Source organism: Mobilibacterium timonense, assembly GCF_900155555.1.
GTDB classification, from domain to species: domain Bacteria; phylum Bacillota; class Clostridia; order Peptostreptococcales; family Anaerovoracaceae; genus Allobaileyella; species Allobaileyella timonense.
The window spans coordinates 543083-558468 of sequence record NZ_FUHN01000007.1 but is presented as its reverse complement, the minus strand read 5'-3'; the positions used below and the strand labels follow the sequence as shown (position 1 = coordinate 558468).

The 15386-nt window shown below is 52.9% G+C and carries 14 protein-coding genes; 11 read left to right on the top strand and 3 right to left on the bottom strand.

All coding sequences use genetic code 11. From position 1 onward, the window contains the following. Positions 1–3 precede the first annotated feature (3 nt). From BQ7382_RS05635 to BQ7382_RS05620, 4 genes are all read left to right on the top strand, one after another. Complete coding sequence (locus tag BQ7382_RS05635) at positions 4–2604, top strand: histidine kinase N-terminal 7TM domain-containing diguanylate cyclase/phosphohydrolase (protein WP_077391122.1); 2601 nt, start codon at positions 4–6, stop codon at positions 2602–2604. Positions 2605–2791: 187 nt separating this feature from the next. Continuing rightward, positions 2792–3277, top strand: coding sequence for an IS200/IS605 family transposase (tnpA, locus tag BQ7382_RS05630; RefSeq protein WP_077390623.1), 486 nt, complete (start codon positions 2792–2794; stop codon positions 3275–3277). Positions 3278–3553: 276 nt separating this feature from the next. Beyond that, the gene (tnpA, locus tag BQ7382_RS05625; RefSeq protein WP_077390623.1) at positions 3554–4039 is read left to right on the top strand and encodes an IS200/IS605 family transposase; all 486 of its coding nucleotides are present in this window, start codon (positions 3554–3556) and stop codon (positions 4037–4039) included. A gap of 368 nt (positions 4040–4407) precedes the next feature. Further along, positions 4408–5808 (top strand): alanine/glycine:cation symporter family protein, encoded by a 1401-nt coding sequence (locus BQ7382_RS05620; RefSeq protein WP_077391121.1) that lies wholly within the window; start codon positions 4408–4410, stop codon positions 5806–5808. 40 nt (positions 5809–5848) lie between these two features. Here BQ7382_RS05620 and BQ7382_RS05615 read toward each other — a convergent pair whose 3' ends face one another. Next, complete coding sequence (locus tag BQ7382_RS05615; protein ID WP_077391120.1) at positions 5849–6466, bottom strand: helix-turn-helix domain-containing protein; 618 nt, start codon at positions 6464–6466, stop codon at positions 5849–5851. Positions 6467–6813: 347 nt separating this feature from the next. Between BQ7382_RS05615 and BQ7382_RS05610 the strand changes: the two genes are divergently transcribed. Continuing rightward, complete coding sequence (locus tag BQ7382_RS05610) at positions 6814–7245, top strand: Hsp20/alpha crystallin family protein (RefSeq protein ID WP_077391119.1); 432 nt, start codon at positions 6814–6816, stop codon at positions 7243–7245. 149 nt (positions 7246–7394) lie between these two features. Here the strand turns inward: BQ7382_RS05610 and BQ7382_RS05605 are convergent, their stop codons facing one another. Next, positions 7395–7829 carry a metal-dependent transcriptional regulator gene (locus BQ7382_RS05605; RefSeq protein ID WP_077391118.1) on the bottom strand — a complete coding sequence of 145 codons (435 nt, stop codon included), beginning with the start codon at positions 7827–7829 and terminating at the stop codon, positions 7395–7397. Between the two features lie 146 nt (positions 7830–7975). Beyond that, positions 7976–8518, bottom strand: coding sequence for an NADH peroxidase (locus tag BQ7382_RS05600; protein WP_077391117.1), 543 nt, complete (start codon positions 8516–8518; stop codon positions 7976–7978). A 306-nt stretch (positions 8519–8824) separates the two neighbouring features. Here BQ7382_RS05600 and BQ7382_RS05595 point away from each other — a divergent pair, with 306 nt between their 5' ends. The 6 genes from BQ7382_RS05595 (at position 8825) to BQ7382_RS05570 (ending at position 15356) form a co-directional block, all read left to right on the top strand. Beyond that, entirely contained in the window at positions 8825–9958 is a 1134-nt protein-coding gene (locus BQ7382_RS05595; RefSeq protein ID WP_077391116.1) for a THUMP domain-containing class I SAM-dependent RNA methyltransferase, read from the top strand. 65 nt (positions 9959–10023) lie between these two features. Beyond that, complete coding sequence (locus BQ7382_RS05590; RefSeq protein ID WP_077391115.1) at positions 10024–11352, top strand: acetyl-CoA hydrolase/transferase family protein; 1329 nt, start codon at positions 10024–10026, stop codon at positions 11350–11352. 11 nt (positions 11353–11363) lie between these two features. Beyond that, the gene (locus BQ7382_RS05585) at positions 11364–12068 is read left to right on the top strand and encodes an A24 family peptidase (RefSeq protein ID WP_077391114.1); all 705 of its coding nucleotides are present in this window, start codon (positions 11364–11366) and stop codon (positions 12066–12068) included. Further along, a complete protein-coding gene (locus BQ7382_RS05580; protein ID WP_077391113.1) occupies positions 12065–12904 on the top strand; it encodes a deoxyribonuclease IV in 840 nt (279 codons plus the stop codon). The genes BQ7382_RS05585 and BQ7382_RS05580 overlap by 4 nt, the downstream gene beginning before the upstream one ends. A 26-nt stretch (positions 12905–12930) precedes the next feature. Next, positions 12931–13602 carry a DNA/RNA nuclease SfsA gene (gene sfsA, locus BQ7382_RS05575; RefSeq protein ID WP_077391112.1) on the top strand — a complete coding sequence of 224 codons (672 nt, stop codon included), beginning with the start codon at positions 12931–12933 and terminating at the stop codon, positions 13600–13602. A gap of 293 nt (positions 13603–13895) precedes the next feature. After that, complete coding sequence (locus tag BQ7382_RS05570; protein WP_077391111.1) at positions 13896–15356, top strand: sodium-dependent transporter; 1461 nt, start codon at positions 13896–13898, stop codon at positions 15354–15356. Positions 15357–15386: the final 30 nt, after the last annotated feature.

Genomic DNA, 15386 nt, shown 5'->3' with positions numbered 1-15386 from the left:
TAAATGACCGCAGTTCCTTATATTTGGATCCCCGGCATAGCAGTACTGTTTTACCTCTATCTGCTGATAGCCTTCTGTTCTGCAAAAAAGAACTCCATGATCCGCGCGTTCATGCGGTACCTCATAGTTCTCATCATGTGGACCGGAGGCTCGACTCTCATGCGTCTGAGCTTCTGGCCGGGCTATGTGTTCTGGTACCAGATCTCGTTTCTCACGCTCCTGGCCCTTCCATGGTCCGTCTACGACTTCGTCACGCACTACCTGGGTGCAAGACTGGACAGGACCGGAAAATACATTTACGGTGCCATGGTGGTCTACCTCATCCTGGCTTTCAGGCAGGTATTCCTGGCGGTGCCGGAAAAGATGGTGACCCCGGGCGGCCGCACGATCTTCCACTACGAAGCCGACTGGCGGATAGCGATCCCGGTGTTGGTCACGGTGCTGATACTCGGGTATGTGACGCTGCTGCTCCTGAGATCACTCCGAGAGCAGCGCAAACGGCACAAGAGGGATTACTACACCTCGGAGATAATACTGATCTTGTCAGGTTGCGTCGTGATGGTGCTGGGCAACGTCCTTTCGGTGATGCCGGGGAACATTTTCCCGTTCGACACCCTGGCCGGGATAGTGAATGCAGTACTGCTGTTTGCAGCCCTGGCCAAGCGGAGAGCCTTCAGGCTCACCACACTGTATTCATCCACCGTGATCATGTTCGGCACTGTCTGCCTGTCCACGGTCATAATGTCCATCGTCGTAGGCTCGATCAAGGACGAGATGGATCATTTCATACCCGATGACAGGATATCGCTGGCGGTCACTGGCATCGTGTTCACGATCATCGTATTCCTCGTCTCGCTGGCGGCATACTGCGCCATAAGACGCATCACCTTGCGGAAGGAGCAGGCAAGCAACGACCGTTTCAGAGAATTCAGCCAGGACATTTCCAGGAGCCTGGATGTCCAGAAGATAATGGACCAGACATACGGGATCCTGCGTGATACCATAAAGGCCTCTCAGGTCTCATTCTTCATCCTGGACAGGGACTCCGGCAGATACGTGCTGGACTACGCCTCCAATCCACTGGATAAAAGAGACCTCTGCATAGAGGGGGACGCTCCATACATCGACTACATCGCAAAGGGCGACACATGCCTGATGTTCAGCGATTTCAAGCGCTCGGTGGCCTACAGGTCCATGTGGTCAGAGGAGAAGACCATGCTTGAGTCCCTGGGCGTAGAGTGCATCACGGCGCTTCGGAACAACGATGAGCTCATCGGCATCCTCCTCATAGGAAAAAAGACCGGCGGCGGTGCCTACTCTTACGATGACATGGTCATGATCGGTTCCGTTCAGTCTGTTGCAAGCATCGCCCTTAACAACGCCATTCTATACGGAGAGGCTGAGCGGCGCGCAGATCTGGATCCTCAGCTTGACATGTTCAACAGGGCGGCCTTCCTGAGAAAAATGGAAGAGGAGATCAGGAATTCCGGCGGTGACCAGCTTTCATATCTTGTGATCGATGTGGACGATCTTCGCCTGTACAACGAACTATACGGCACGGCCGAGGGGGACAGGGTCCTTGCGAGGCTGGCCGGCATTATTAAAAACACCATTCCCCGCGGCGTATTCTGCGGCAGGGTATCCGACAAGGAATTCGGCATCTGCATGCCACACCGCAGTCAGATGGAGGCCTTGCGCCTGGCTGAGAACATCAGGAGCCAGATGGACAGGACAAGCCTCGATGACGACGGCATCAAGCGGAAGAACGTGACGTTCACGGCTGGCATCTGCTCAATGCCGTACGGCGCAACCACAATGAAGGAACTCCAGACCAACGTGAGCATGGAGATCCACCACGGAAAGCGCCTCGGGAAAAACCGCATAATGACCTACCACACCGGCGACATAGATCCTTCCCAGGAGATCAGCCTCAGGAAGAGCGCAAGCACCGGAGAGGAGAGAGAGACCGCGGCAGATGCTCCCGTGACCGACAAGATCGGCTACACCAGGGAGTACGAGGAGGTAGCTCCTACTATCTACGCCCTTACTGCTGCTATCGACGCAAAGGACCACTTCACCTTCAGCCACAGCAGGAACGTGGCGATCTGCGCCACGCTGCTGGCGAGGCGCCTGGGCGTTTCCAGGGAACATCAGGAGCTGATCTACGAGGCGGGCCTCCTCCATGACATAGGGAAAATTGCCATCCCGGAGCGTATACTCACCAAGCCGGGCAAGCTCACAGATGACGAGTACGCCGTGATGAAGACCCACGTGAACCACTCCATAGAGATCATCCGCCACCTGCCGAACCTGGATTACCTGATCCCTGCGGTAGTCGGCCACCATGAGAGATGGGATGGCAGAGGGTATCCTAACGGTCTCGCGGGAACGGACATCTCGGTCGGTGCCAGATGCCTGGCGATCGCGGACGCCTTCGACGCCATGATCTCCAGGCGGTCCTACAAGGATCCTCTTCCGATCGAGTATGCGGCTCAGGAGATCCTCAGGAATGCCGGTTCCCAGTTCGACCCTGATCTCGCCAGGACATTCGTGGAGCTGATCAACGAGGGCGTGGTGCACAGAGACATGGAAGACCTCGTCTAGAAAAAAAGAAGATCTTATTCGGCGGCAGCCGGCGACGGCCCTGCGGCCGTTTTTTTGTGATCTTTAGTGTAAAAAAACCACCGGCTAAGCCGGTGGAGTAAGAAGCTTTAGCTTCAAGAAAAAACCTCCTGTGATATCATGAATGAGGCTTCCAACCGCACTCATGTAACAAAGGAGGAATAAATCGATGGGTAATATTACCAAAACCGACATCAATAGTTTAACACATTCGAAGTGGCGGTGTCAGTATCACGTAGTGTTTGCGCCGAAGTACAGGAGACAAATTATCTACGGAAAAATAAAAGAGGATATTGGCAAGATACTTAGGCAGTTGTGTGATCAGAAAGGCATAGAAATAATAGAAGCGGAGTTGTGCCCTGATCATGTACACATGCTGATATCAATTCCGCCAAAATACAGCGTATCGCAAGTGATGGGATATCTGAAGGGAAAAAGCTCACTGATGATATTCGACAGACATGCGAATATGAAATATCGGTATGGGAACAGGCATTTCTGGTGCCGTGGCTATTATGTCGATACAGTTGGCAGAAACAAAAAGGCAATCGCAGAATACATACGAAACCAACTGCAAGAAGATATCGCAAATGATCAATTAACATTGAAGGAGTACATAGACCCGTTCACGGGTAGCAAGAATACGAAGGCATAATAAAAAGCGCCCTTAGGCGCAGCCGGAAAATAGAGATGCGGTTGGCAGTCTATTTCGGTGCGTCTTAAGACGCCTGCAAGTAACAGGCCCTTTTAGGGCAAGGACAAACCACCAGTTCAACTGGTGGTTATGATTGGNNNTTTTTGTGATCTTTAGTGTAAAAAAACCACCGGCTAAGCCGGTGGAGTAAGAAGCTTTAGCTTCAAGAAAAAACCTCCTGTGATATCATGAATGAGGCTTCCAACCGCACTCATGTAACAAAGGAGGAATAAATCGATGGGTAATATTACCAAAACCGACATCAATAGTTTAACACATTCGAAGTGGCGGTGTCAGTATCACGTAGTGTTTGCGCCGAAGTACAGGAGACAAATTATCTACGGAAAAATAAAAGAGGATATTGGCAAGATACTTAGGCAGTTGTGTGATCAGAAAGGCATAGAAATAATAGAAGCGGAGTTGTGCCCTGATCATGTACACATGCTGATATCAATTCCGCCAAAATACAGCGTATCGCAAGTGATGGGATATCTGAAGGGAAAAAGCTCACTGATGATATTCGACAGACATGCGAATATGAAATATCGGTATGGGAACAGGCATTTCTGGTGCCGTGGCTATTATGTCGATACAGTTGGCAGAAACAAAAAGGCAATCGCAGAATACATACGAAACCAACTGCAAGAAGATATCGCAAATGATCAATTAACATTGAAGGAGTACATAGACCCGTTCACGGGTAGCAAGAATACGAAGGCATAATAAAAAGCGCCCTTAGGCGCAGCCGGAAAATAGAGATGCGGTTGGCAGTCTATTTCGGTGCGTCTTAAGACGCCTGCAAGTAACAGGCCCTTTTAGGGCAAGGACAAACCACCAGTTCAACTGGTGGTTATGATTGTGCGCCAGGATGCCCGGCGGGGCCCGCCTGCGTTTATTTATGTGGGGACGCAGTCCGGCCGAGACCTCGGGACGCTGCGCATAATGAAACTCTTTTTTGCATTAAAACAACCAAATTTTATGCCATAAAATTAACAAAATTGGTTAATTTTGTAGAAATGCACGAAAAACCGTTGACAGCTATACATTGTATTTGGTATAGTACAATCCGTTGCGACAAAAAGGAGGTAGAAATGCTGCAGGGTATCGAGACTGTCAATTCATATGTAAACGGATTCATATGGGGCATACCCGCGATGATATGCATCATTGGGGTGGGCCTTTACCTGAGCTTCGGGACGGGGTTCATCCAGCTCCGGAAGTTCGGATTCGCCATGAAGCACATAGTTGGAAGGGCCTTCGAGAAGACTCAGGCGAAGGATGGCGCAATGACGCCGTTTCAGGCTATGTGCACGGCCCTTGCCGGGACCGTGGGAACGGGGAACATCGCCGGAGTTGCGGGCGCCATCGCTCTAGGCGGCCCGGGAGCGGTCTTCTGGATGTGGCTGTCGGCTCTGCTCGGCATGTGCACGAAGTTTTCCGAGGTCACCCTGGCCGTCCGCTTCAGGGAAAAGAACTCCAAGGGCGACTGGGTCGGAGGCCCGATGTACTACATCAAGAACGGCCTCTCGAGGAAATGGTACTTCCTCGCCGTTCTCTTTTCCGTATTCGGAGGCATCGCGGTGTTCGGGACGGGCAACGCCACCCAGGTGAACACCATCGTCACGGCTCTCGACGCGGCTCTCGTAAACTACAACGCGATCGGTCAGGGATCCCTCGGGACGTTCAACTTCATAATGGGGATCGTGATCGCCATATGCCTCGCACTGGTGCTCCTGGGAGGAGTAAAGAGGATAGGAAGGTTCACGGAAAAGCTGGTGCCATTTATGGCTCTCCTGTACATAGTGCTGGGGCTGGGCGTTGTCATCATAAACGGGAAGAACGTGCCGGGAGTGTTCGTCTCTATATTCGAGGGGGCATTCGCTCCAAAGGCAGTGACAGGCGGAGTCATCGGCTCTCTCTTCATCAGCATGAGGAGGGGAGTGTCGAGGGGCATCTTCTCCAACGAGGCCGGCCTCGGTACCGGGTCCATCGCTCACGCCACGGCGGACACCAAGGAGCCGGTGGAGCAGGGCCTCTTCGGGATCTTCGAGGTGTTCACCGACACCATAATAATCTGCACGCTCACCGCTCTTATCATCCTGTGCAGCGGGATCACCGTACCTTACGGAGAGGCGGCAGGCGCGGATCTGACCATCGCGGGTCTCACCGCATCCTACGGAAAGTGGGTATCCATCTTCACGGCCGCGGCCCTGATCTGCTTCGCCTTTTCCACGACCATCGGCTGGGGGCTCTACGGCTCGCGCTGCGCCGAGTTCCTCTTCGGCACGAAGATAATCAAGCCGTTCATGGTGGTGTATTCACTGGTAGCCATACTGGGTGCCACCGTTGACCTCGGACTGCTGTGGGATATCTCCGACACCTTTAACGGGCTCATGGTCATCCCTAACCTCATAGCCGTGTTCATGCTCTCCGGCGTGGTGTTCCAGGAGACGAAGGACTACTTCAAGAGACACGGAAAAGAACGATCATAAAAAACGGTGCCGGCCAATTGCTGGCGCGGCACCGGATCGTCTACTGGCGCGGGGCGGATGAGGAACTTTTTCGGGAGACCTTTGCTTCGAAAAGACCGTGTCTGTTGCAATACGCGAAGACTCTTTTTACACGTGACCCTGAGAACCTGGCCTCTGCCGTCCCCTCTGGGTAGAGTTTCACGAGCTGCACGCCATGGTCGGAAAGTGCGGCTATAAAAGATATATAGTGGTCTTTGGTCATCGGGTGATCCAAGGTCACATAAAGCTCGTATCCGTCGCTCTCAACGCTGATGCCGTGGCCGTCGTCTGGCGCCTCGGCTTCGAGAGGGGGCAGGGTGATGCCGCAGCAGCTGACCACCGCCTCACCGGAGCTGTGGACGATGTTGCCGCAGACAGGGCAGACGTAGAATTTCGTCCTCAACATGTTTGAGGACTTGTTTTTGTTTGTGACGTCTTCTCCCGCAAAAAGTTCGATGGTAGAGATGCCAAGTGCGGCGGCCAGCGGCTCCAGCAGGGTGACGTCCGGGAAGCCTTTTCCCGTCTCCCACTTGCTTATAGCCTTACTGCTGACAAATAATTTTTCCGCCAGCTCCTCCTGTGTCATATGCCTTTCTTCCCTGAGCCGTCTGATCACGGCACCTGTAACGTACTTATCCATTTTTCTCTATTCCTTCCGTTATCTGTATATAAAATATCACCGGCGTGGATCGCAGTTGTTGAACGGCGGTGTCGCACGCTTTTTCCTGCTCTTGGATCATCAACGGCAAAGCTATTTTACCGGCAGTACCGGATCACCACAACCTACGGAACGTGGACAAAAATTTTTTTAAAAAATTAGCACTCAGCGCTTGACAGTGCTAACAAAAAGGACTATAACATACTTGCAAGCAAGGAGGGGATCCAGAGAGGGGATCCTGAGGAAGGATGTTGGAGCAACTCCCGGTGGGAGCAAAAAACCGGTCCGTCCGGTAGAAATAAAGATAAAATTTACAAGGAGGCTATATTATGTTGTATCCAAGTGTATTCAGTAATGATTTTGCAGATGACTTTTTCAACGATTTCTTTGCAGCACCTATGAAGCGTGTAACATACGGAAGCAACAGCATGCGCACCGACATCAAGGAACTGGACGATTCCTACGAGCTGGATGTTCAGCTTCCTGGCTACAATAAAGAGGACGTTGAAGTAGAGATCAAGAACGGTTACCTGACCGTAAGAGCTAACCACACAGAGAACACCGAGGACAAGGAAGACGGCAAGTACATCCGCAAGGAGTGCTACACAGGTTCGTGCGAGAGGAGTTATTACGTAGGTGACAAGCTGACATCCGATGATGTGAAGGCAAACTTCAGCAACGGCGTGCTGCAGCTGACAGTTCCAAAGGAAGACAAACTGCCGGAGAGAGAACAGAAGCAGCTGGTACAGATCGAAGGCTAGTCGGAGCAGGGGAGCGATCCCCCGAAGCAGAAACGGTGGATTTAAAGAGGGAGCAGGCGATGACCGCCTGCTCCCTTTTGTCGTCAACGGGGACGTTTCTCACTGGAAAACTTTGGCACGCTTGACGCACTTTCCCGCATCGCCGTCGATCACTTTTCCAGCTCTGAGCACTCGATCGCCTCGCCATCCTTGCCTCCGTGGATCTTCGGGCATGACGAGAGAAAATCGTTCACATGATGGCATAGGGCATCGTAGGTTTCGTTGCTGATGTCGTGCTCCAGCTTGCAGGCGTCGTCCTGAGCGACCTCCGGTGTTACACCCAGCATGATGAGGAACCTGGAGATCATCTTGTGTCTGTCATATATTTTTCTGGCGATCTCCATGCCGGAATCCGTGAGGGTGATCAGTCCGTCAGAGCCCATCTCGATGTAGCCGTTTTCCCTCAGACGTTTGGTGGCGTAAGACACGCTCGGCTTGGTGACACCCATGTGATGAGCGATATCTATGGAGCGGATGTATCCGTGCTCTTCCTTCAGTATGAGCATCGTCTCCAGATAGTCTTCAGATGATTTGCGTATTTCCATTTATAATTCAGATCCCTTCTCGTAATGGAATTGTTGATAAGTCTTTTCAAGTGCCACCATATCACAGAGGTGATATTTTTACAACAATATGAAAGCGGACCCCGAAGGGCCCGCCTCATCTGTAAACACCCTATAAGGATGGCTGACTACTTGAAATATCTGTCGTGCAGTGCCTTGAAGGCCTTGCCGTGTCTAGCCTCGTCTCTTGCCATCTCGTGTACTGTGTCGTGGATAGCGTCCAGGTTAGCAGCCTTGGCTCTCTTTGCCAGGTCTGTCTTGCCAGCTGTGGCGCCGTTCTCGGCATCGATCCTCATCTCCAGGTTCTTCTTTGTGCTGTCTGTGAGGACCTCACCCAGGAGCTCTGCGAACTTGGAAGCGTGCTCAGCCTCCTCGTAAGCGGCCTTCTCATAGTACATACCGATCTCAGGATATCCCTCTCTGAAGGCAACTCTTGCCATTGCCAGGTACATACCTACCTCGGAGCACTCACCGTTGAAGTTTGCTCTCAGATCCTCCATGATGTCCTCGCTGGAGCCCTGTGCAACTCCCAGTACGTGCTCGGATGCCCATGTCATCTCGCCTTCCTGCTTTGTGAACTTCTCAGCAGGAGCCTTGCAAACCGGGCATTCCTTTGGTGGCTCGTCTCCCTCATGAACGTAACCGCATACTGAACATACCCATTTAGCCATAATTGTCACCTCTGATCTTTCTGCTCTGTCGAGCTAAAATACTATAGCCCTTTATCGGCTAATTGAATTATAGACCAATATATCATCAATTGCTTCACAAATCCGTATTAATTTTCCTATATTTAGTGGCGTGCAATTGATTTACCTAACTGTACCATAATGGTAGAATAAGTACAACCTGTTTTTGAAATTTTTTTGCCATGAAAATAGAAAGCATGTATAATTTTTTCAGCGGCATCCCTGCGATGCTATTTTTTATATCAAGAGGAAAAAAGTTTTGCCGGCAGTAGATAGGGAGGCGGCTGTATGAAGATGGAACTGGCTGCGACGGCTGCCTTCGGACTGGAGGCGGTGGTCAGGCGTGAACTGGAAGGCATGGGCCTGAAGGTCATAAAAACAGAAGACGGACGGATCACCTTCCTCGGAGACGAAAGGGCGATAGTCCGGAGCAACCTGTGGCTCAGGTCTGGAGACCGTGTATACATCAAGCTCGGGGAATTCAGAGCGGTGACATTCGAGGAACTCTTCCAGCAGATCAAGGCCATACCCTGGGAACAGTACATATCACCGGACGGTGCCTTTCCGGTGGAAGGGACTTCGGTCAAGTCCGTACTCCACAGTGTTCCCGCATGCCAGAGCATAATAAAGAAGGCAGTGGTGGAAAAGCTCTCACTGACTTACGCCAGAGCCCGCCTGCCCGAGGACGGAGCGCAGTACCGCATCCGCTTTTCCATCCTGAAGGACCGCGTTACCGTCCTCATGGACACCAGCGGTCCGGCTCTGCACAAGCGGGGGTACAGGGTGGCGAACGTGGCGGCTCCCATGAAGGAGACCCTGGCTGCAGCACTGATCCAGCTCTGCTACTGGCGTGGAGATGACAGGCTCCTGGTCGACACCTGCTGCGGCTCAGGGACGATACTTATCGAGGCTGCGCTCTGGGCGAGGAACATCGCTCCCGGGCTGAACAGGGAGTTCGCCTTTCAGAGCTGGGACATGATCCCAGAGGAGCTCTGGAAGGAGGAAAAAGCAAGAGCTTACAGTGCCATCGACTACGATAAGGAGCTGCGCCTTCAGGGATTCGATATCAGCGGCCAGGCGCTGAAGGCCGCGGCGGCAAATGCGGAGGAGGCGGGGGTGGACGAGGACATCCACCTGTACAGGATGGACATGAAGGAATTCGCCCCGAGGGAAAACAACGGCATCATCGTCACCAATCCGCCCTATGGCAGAAGGATAGGCGGCGACGAGGAGTTAGACAGCATCTACGGTCACCTGGCGGAGATACTGGATGAGGATCCGAGCTGGTCACTTTTCCTGATAACCGCGGCTAAGGACGTGGAGGAAAAGTATTTTCACAGGAAGGCGGACCGCCGGCGCAAGCTGTACAACGGTCAGATCATGACCCAGTATTATCAGTTCCACGGCAGAAAGCCGGAATAAGGTGGTATAATTTTCAAGTGATTTGAATAAAAACAGGTATATGGGCTGCGGAAGGAGGATGTCCAATGGACTACATCAGCGAATACAGATCAAAACTCAGGACCCCGGATGAGGCTGTTAAGGTGGTCAGGAGCGGGGACTGGGTGGACTACAGCGCCAACTACGGATTCCCTCAGCTGCTGGACCAGGCTCTGGCGAAGAGGAAGGACGAGCTGGAGGACGTTAAGATAAGAGGGCTTCTGAGCAATGGACCGATCCACGTCGTGGAGGATGATCCCGAGAGAGAGCACTTTACGTATAATGCGTGGCATATGGTGAGCTACGAGAGAAAACTCTGCGACAGGGGACTTTGCAGCTTTATTCCAATGCTGTTCAGAAATCTGCCTGAATATTATGAGAGATACCTTACGGTGAACGTCGCCATGATGGCAGTGCCGCCGATGGATCGCCACGGGTACTTCTCTTTTTCCATAAACAACGCCTGCGCAAGGGCGGTGATGGACGTGGCCGACGTGATCATACTTGAGGTCAACGAACACCTGCCGGTGGTCCAGGGCTTCGACAACTGCATACACATCTCCGAGGTGGACATGGTGGTGGAGGGAGAGCACGAGCCGCTGCTCGAGATACCGCCGAGCGTGCCGGGCGAGCTGGACAAGAAGATCGCTTCCATGATCGTCCCGAAAATAAGGAACGGTTCCACGATACAGCTCGGTGTAGGCGCCATGCCTGACGCAATCGGAGGGATGATCGCCGAATCGGACCTGAAGGACCTGGGAGCGCATTCAGAGCTGCTGGTTAATTCTTTCTACAATATGTATAAGGCCGGCAAGCTGAACAACTCGAAGAAGTCCGTGTTCAGGGGCAAGTCGGTGTTCGGCCTCGGATACGGAAACAAGGAACTCTACGACTGGATGGATGACAACCCGTCCATGTGCACAGCGCCAATGTCATACGTCAACGACCCGAAGGTGATCGCTGATATCGATAATTTCGTTTCCATCAACAGCTGCATTTCGGTCGACCTCTACGGACAGATAAGCGCCGAGAGCGCCGGACACAGGCAGATAAGCGGGACTGGCGGGCAGCTGGACTTCCTGACGGGGGCTTTCGACAACCCGACCTCGCAGAGCTTCATCTGCATGACCTCCACCTTCACCGACAAGAAGGGCGTGGTCCACTCCAGGATCGTGCCAACTCTGCCGGGAGACATCGTGACTGATCCGAGGAGCCAGGCCATGACCATCGTCACCGAGTACGGCATGGCGGAGCTGGCTGGCCTCTCAGTGTGGGAGAGGGCGGAGGCGCTGATCTCAATTGCCCATCCTGATTTCAGGGATGAGCTGATCGCCGGGGCTCAGGAGCTGAAGCTCTGGAGGAAATCCAACAAGTAACCGGGAGACACATGGAGTATTACTATATCATAATCGGGGCCAGGTTCATTCTCGCCGTGGCCCTGGCCGTTTTGATGGGGAGCGGCAGCGTAGTTGTGTTCAACCACCTGCCGGCTCAGTGGTTCAAGGACGATGGAAAGCTTCCCGAGGACATCCAGCAGAGACAGAGGGTGCCCGGGAGCCCGTGGAAATTCGTTTTCACGGGGATCCTGGGAGTGTGCGGCCTGTACATGGCGGCGATGGACACCCTGCAGTACGAGCTGGCTGTCCTTTTTGCACTGTTCATAGTCCTCGAGATGGCCATCGCCGACTGGAAGTACATGGTGGTGCCAGACCAGCTGAACATACTGCTGGCGGTGTCGGCCCTTGGATTCATAGGGATGAACGAAAAGTGGTGGGAGCCTCTCACGGGGGCGGGCGCTGGGCTGGCCCTGGGCGTCGCTCTCCTCGCGCTTGGGTACCTCGTTTTTCACAGAGAGGCCATAGGCGGGGCGGATCTGAAATTCCTGGCGGCCATGGGCCTTGTGGCAGGACGCTCCGGGATCCTGTGGATCTTCGTCCTCACCACTCTCGCGGGGGCAGTACACGGCCTGTATCTCGTGGCTTTCCGCGGCGTGAGCCTCAGGGAACACAAGCCGATGCTCCCGTATGCGTTCGTGGGGACGGCTTTTTATTTCGTATTGCTGAAAGACTATCTGGAGGTGCTTTCATTATGATAAATATCGGATGCCATCTTTCTGTTTCATCGGGGTACCTTGCCATGGGGAAGACCATGGAGGACCTGGGCGGTGATACCTTTGCCTTCTTCACCAGGAATCCAAGGGGCGGCAGCGCCAAGGCGGTGGACGTGGAGGACATGGAAGGTCTGATGGAGTTCCTCGGGGAAAATTCTTTTGGCAGGCTCGTGGCTCACGCACCCTATACCATGAATCTCTGCTCCGATAAAGACCGCACCAGGGAGTTCGCCGAGGAGTGCTTCAGGGATGACCTAGCGAAGATGGAGCTTCTGCCGGGGAATTATTTCAACTTTCATCCCGGAAATTTCCTGAAGCAGGACAAAGATGAATGCATCGCCAGGATCGCGGAGGTGCTCAACAGGTACATGAGGCCCGATCAGAAGACCGTGGTGCTCCTTGAGACCATGGCGGGAAAGGGCACGGAGATAGGACGGAACTTCCAGGATCTGGAACAGATCATAGAGGCGGTGGAGCCGGATCTGAGGGACAGGCTGGGCATCTGTCTCGACACGTGCCACATCTGGGACGGAGGTTACGACATCATCGGAGATCTGGACGGCGTGCTCAGAGAGCTTGACGATGTTATCGGGCTCGAAAAAGTAAAGGCCGTTCACCTGAACGACTCTCTCAACGGTCTGGGAGCCAGGAAAGACAGGCACGCCAGGCTGGGAGAGGGCGAGATCGGGGCGGAGGCCCTGAAGGCTGTGGCCACACATCCGATGCTGCAGGGAAGACCGTTCATCCTCGAGACGCCTAACGACATGGATGGATACCGCCGGGAGATAGCCATGGTAAAGAGCTGGATGGTCCAGTAGCAGGTAAACGAGGACGGACCAGCCGTATGAGATACGATCATGTAGTAAAAGGAAATTTTATAAGCAGGCCAAACCGCTTCATCGCTCACGTGGACATCGGCGGAGAGGACACCGTGGTCCACGTGAAGAACACCGGACGTTGCCGGGAGCTTCTGGAGCCGGGAAATACGGTTTTTCTGGATCACGTTCCATCGAGCACAAGGAAGACCGAATACGATCTTGTGGGAGTGTGCCGAAGAGACGGCCGCCTCCTGAATATGGACAGCCAGGCGCCCAACAAGGTTGTGGGAGAGTGGCTGGAAGGCCTTGGATATTTCGACGAGATAACTCCGGAATATTCGGTGGACGACTCCCGCATCGACTTTCACATGGTGAAAGACGGCGAAGAGTTTTTCATGGAGGTAAAAGGCTGCACTCTGATAAAGGGCGATATCGGGTACTTCCCGGACGCGCCGACGATCAGGGGAGTAAAGCACATCCACGAGCTGATCCGGCTGGCAGAACAGGGCCATCACTGTTACATAGCCTTTGTGATCCAGACCGAAGGTGTGTACGAAGTGAGGCCTAACGTGGAGACCCAGCCGGAATTCGGGAAAGCCCTGGATGAAGCGGCCAGGGCGGGAGTAAAGAAGATCGACTTGCCTTGTATAGTGACAGAAGACAGCCTGGAGGTGGATCCGGGGATCACGATAGAGTAATCATGGTGGGGCTGCCGCATTTTGCTTTTTGAAATGCGGCAGCCCCGCTTTTCGTTTGATCTGGAACGGGAAAGATGCACGCAGCGTGTGCATCAACGCCTGCTAACCATTTGTATTGTCAAAATAACTAAATTGCTAGATAAGATATTGTATATTAAATGAAAACACTTGACTTTTTGCTCAAAGTGACTACACTATTAAAAAAAGATGTTGTCACATTCCGGCGTTGAAAAGGGGAGCATGGAAACATGCAATGAGGGATACTGCCGGTACAAAGAGGGGAGAGACTGATCATGAACGATATATTATCTGAAGAGATGGAAGAGGTGTACGATAGTGGACTCAGTCTTCGTGACGGAAATACCGGAAGTGCCACTGCAGATGGATCCGCAAGGTTCAATTCCAGGATAGGATATATCATGGTCGCAGCTGGTGCTGCTGTAGGACTGGGAAACATATGGAAGTTCCCGTATCTGGTATACGGCGACGGTGGAGGTACGTTCCTGGTGATGTACCTGATCGTCGCGGTTCTGCTGGCGAGACCTCAGGTGGCCATTGAATCGGCTATAGGCCGTCACGGCAGGTCTAACCCTGTGGACGCCTTTGGAAAAATAAACTCCAAATGGAAGTTCGTAGGAGTCATCAACGTGCTCTGCACGGTCATGATATGCTTCTATTACATGATAGTAAGCGGATACATCCTGAAATATACGGTAGCGTTCTTCACCGGCGCCGACTTTGGAACGGACAAAGCGGCATATTACTTCAACTTCATCTCGCGGCCTCTGGAACCGCTGATCTACGGGGCTATCATACTGACATTTACGGTTTTCGTTCTGACAAAGGGGCTGACGGGCAAGGTGGAGTCGTTTTGCAAATTCATGATGCCGGCTCTGATGGTCCTCCTGGCAGTATGCGGTGTCTGGGCTTTCATGACATCAGATGATCCGCTGCTGGGTCTGAAGTTTTACTTTGTTCCATCCATGGACAAGTTGAACTTCGGGACGTTTGCTGACGCATGCATGCAGGTCCTCTTTTCTGTAGGCATCGGCTGGGCTATTTTCACCACTCTCGGTGCCAGTGTCGGAGACGACCATGACCTAAGGGCAGATGCGGCTCAGATATCCTTCTTTGATACTTTTGTCGCAGTCCTTGCGGGGTTTGCAATAATCCCTGCGGTCGTTGGATCGGGATCTAAAATGACATCCGGACCTTCTCTGATCTTCGAGGCCATGACCACCATCTTTGCCAAGCTGCCGGGAGGCAATATTATAGGCGGTATGTTTTTCCTGGCCGTACTGTTTGCGGTCCTCTCGTCTGCCTTTACATTTGTGGAGATACCTGCCAGGACCCTTTCGGAAAAAGTCCATATCTCTCACACGAAGGCCTGCGTCGCGGTGGGGATAGTCCTGTACATCGGTGGGATCTTCTGCTCGCTTTCACAGGGGAGCGGACTGCTCAGCGGAATAAGGATACCTTGGATTTACGCCAGTGAAGGCCTGGTATACTACAACATATACAACTGGGTGGACACGTTTACCGGGTATGTGCTTCTTCCTCTTGGCACATTCCTGACGGCTGTATTCGCCACCAGGGTATGGGGCTACAACAGCCTGGAAAAAGAACTCATGAAGGGCGGAGGTAAGTCGATCAGCACATTCGACAAGGTCACCATGGGAATCATCGACCCGATCATCGCCATCATCATCATGGCGCACGCCTTCGGCGTAGATGTAGCCCTTGGCCTTGCATAGTCAGGCGAATCTTTATGCCGCAAAAAATGT

What these genes read in the sequence shown, in the direction of transcription:
- BQ7382_RS05635 (WP_077391122.1), top strand. Translation starts at nt 4, where the DNA reads ATGACCGCAGTTCCTTATATTTGGATCCCCGGCATAGCAGTACTGTTT.
- tnpA (WP_077390623.1), top strand. Translation starts at nt 2,792, where the DNA reads ATGGGTAATATTACCAAAACCGACATCAATAGTTTAACACATTCGAAG.
- tnpA (WP_077390623.1), top strand. Translation starts at nt 3,554, where the DNA reads ATGGGTAATATTACCAAAACCGACATCAATAGTTTAACACATTCGAAG.
- BQ7382_RS05620 (WP_077391121.1), top strand. Translation starts at nt 4,408, where the DNA reads ATGCTGCAGGGTATCGAGACTGTCAATTCATATGTAAACGGATTCATA.
- BQ7382_RS05615 (WP_077391120.1), bottom strand. Translation starts at nt 6,466, where the DNA reads ATGGATAAGTACGTTACAGGTGCCGTGATCAGACGGCTCAGGGAAGAA.
- BQ7382_RS05610 (WP_077391119.1), top strand. Translation starts at nt 6,814, where the DNA reads ATGTTGTATCCAAGTGTATTCAGTAATGATTTTGCAGATGACTTTTTC.
- BQ7382_RS05605 (WP_077391118.1), bottom strand. Translation starts at nt 7,829, where the DNA reads ATGGAAATACGCAAATCATCTGAAGACTATCTGGAGACGATGCTCATA.
- BQ7382_RS05600 (WP_077391117.1), bottom strand. Translation starts at nt 8,518, where the DNA reads ATGGCTAAATGGGTATGTTCAGTATGCGGTTACGTTCATGAGGGAGAC.
- BQ7382_RS05595 (WP_077391116.1), top strand. Translation starts at nt 8,825, where the DNA reads ATGAAGATGGAACTGGCTGCGACGGCTGCCTTCGGACTGGAGGCGGTG.
- BQ7382_RS05590 (WP_077391115.1), top strand. Translation starts at nt 10,024, where the DNA reads ATGGACTACATCAGCGAATACAGATCAAAACTCAGGACCCCGGATGAG.
- BQ7382_RS05585 (WP_077391114.1), top strand. Translation starts at nt 11,364, where the DNA reads ATGGAGTATTACTATATCATAATCGGGGCCAGGTTCATTCTCGCCGTG.
- BQ7382_RS05580 (WP_077391113.1), top strand. Translation starts at nt 12,065, where the DNA reads ATGATAAATATCGGATGCCATCTTTCTGTTTCATCGGGGTACCTTGCC.
- sfsA (WP_077391112.1), top strand. Translation starts at nt 12,931, where the DNA reads ATGAGATACGATCATGTAGTAAAAGGAAATTTTATAAGCAGGCCAAAC.
- BQ7382_RS05570 (WP_077391111.1), top strand. Translation starts at nt 13,896, where the DNA reads ATGAACGATATATTATCTGAAGAGATGGAAGAGGTGTACGATAGTGGA.